Source organism: Psychrobacter sp. C 20.9 (assembly GCF_001921765.1).
Classification (GTDB): Bacteria; Pseudomonadota; Gammaproteobacteria; order Pseudomonadales; family Moraxellaceae; genus Psychrobacter; species Psychrobacter piscatorii_B.
On the sequence record NZ_MRYC01000053.1, the window covers coordinates 1 to 256 of the forward strand.

At 41.0% G+C, this 256-nt stretch carries 1 protein-coding gene; it reads right to left on the bottom strand.

The window, feature by feature from the left end; all coding sequences use genetic code 11:
- Positions 1-256: hypothetical protein (locus BTW00_RS14090; protein WP_178379314.1), on the bottom strand; the 256-nt coding region annotated here is incomplete at both ends.

A 256-nucleotide genomic window follows, 5' to 3' on the forward strand; every position in this document is an offset into this window, starting at 1 on the left:
AAGTCCGGATTTTGCAAGGCATCCTCATCGGATATAAAATTCACATTGACCAGTTTTGCTTTTGAGCTGTTGGCCAGTTCAATCAAAAACGTAATATTCTCTTCCGGCTCAAGATAGGCCACATCAGCAGAAATGGTTTTACGAGATACAGCCTCACCATTTTCGGTTCTCATTGCCCCTAGCAACTTGGGTACAACAACCTTCTTATCTGTCGTATTCTGAATTTCACCTGTTATGACAACAAGTTTTTGACCAT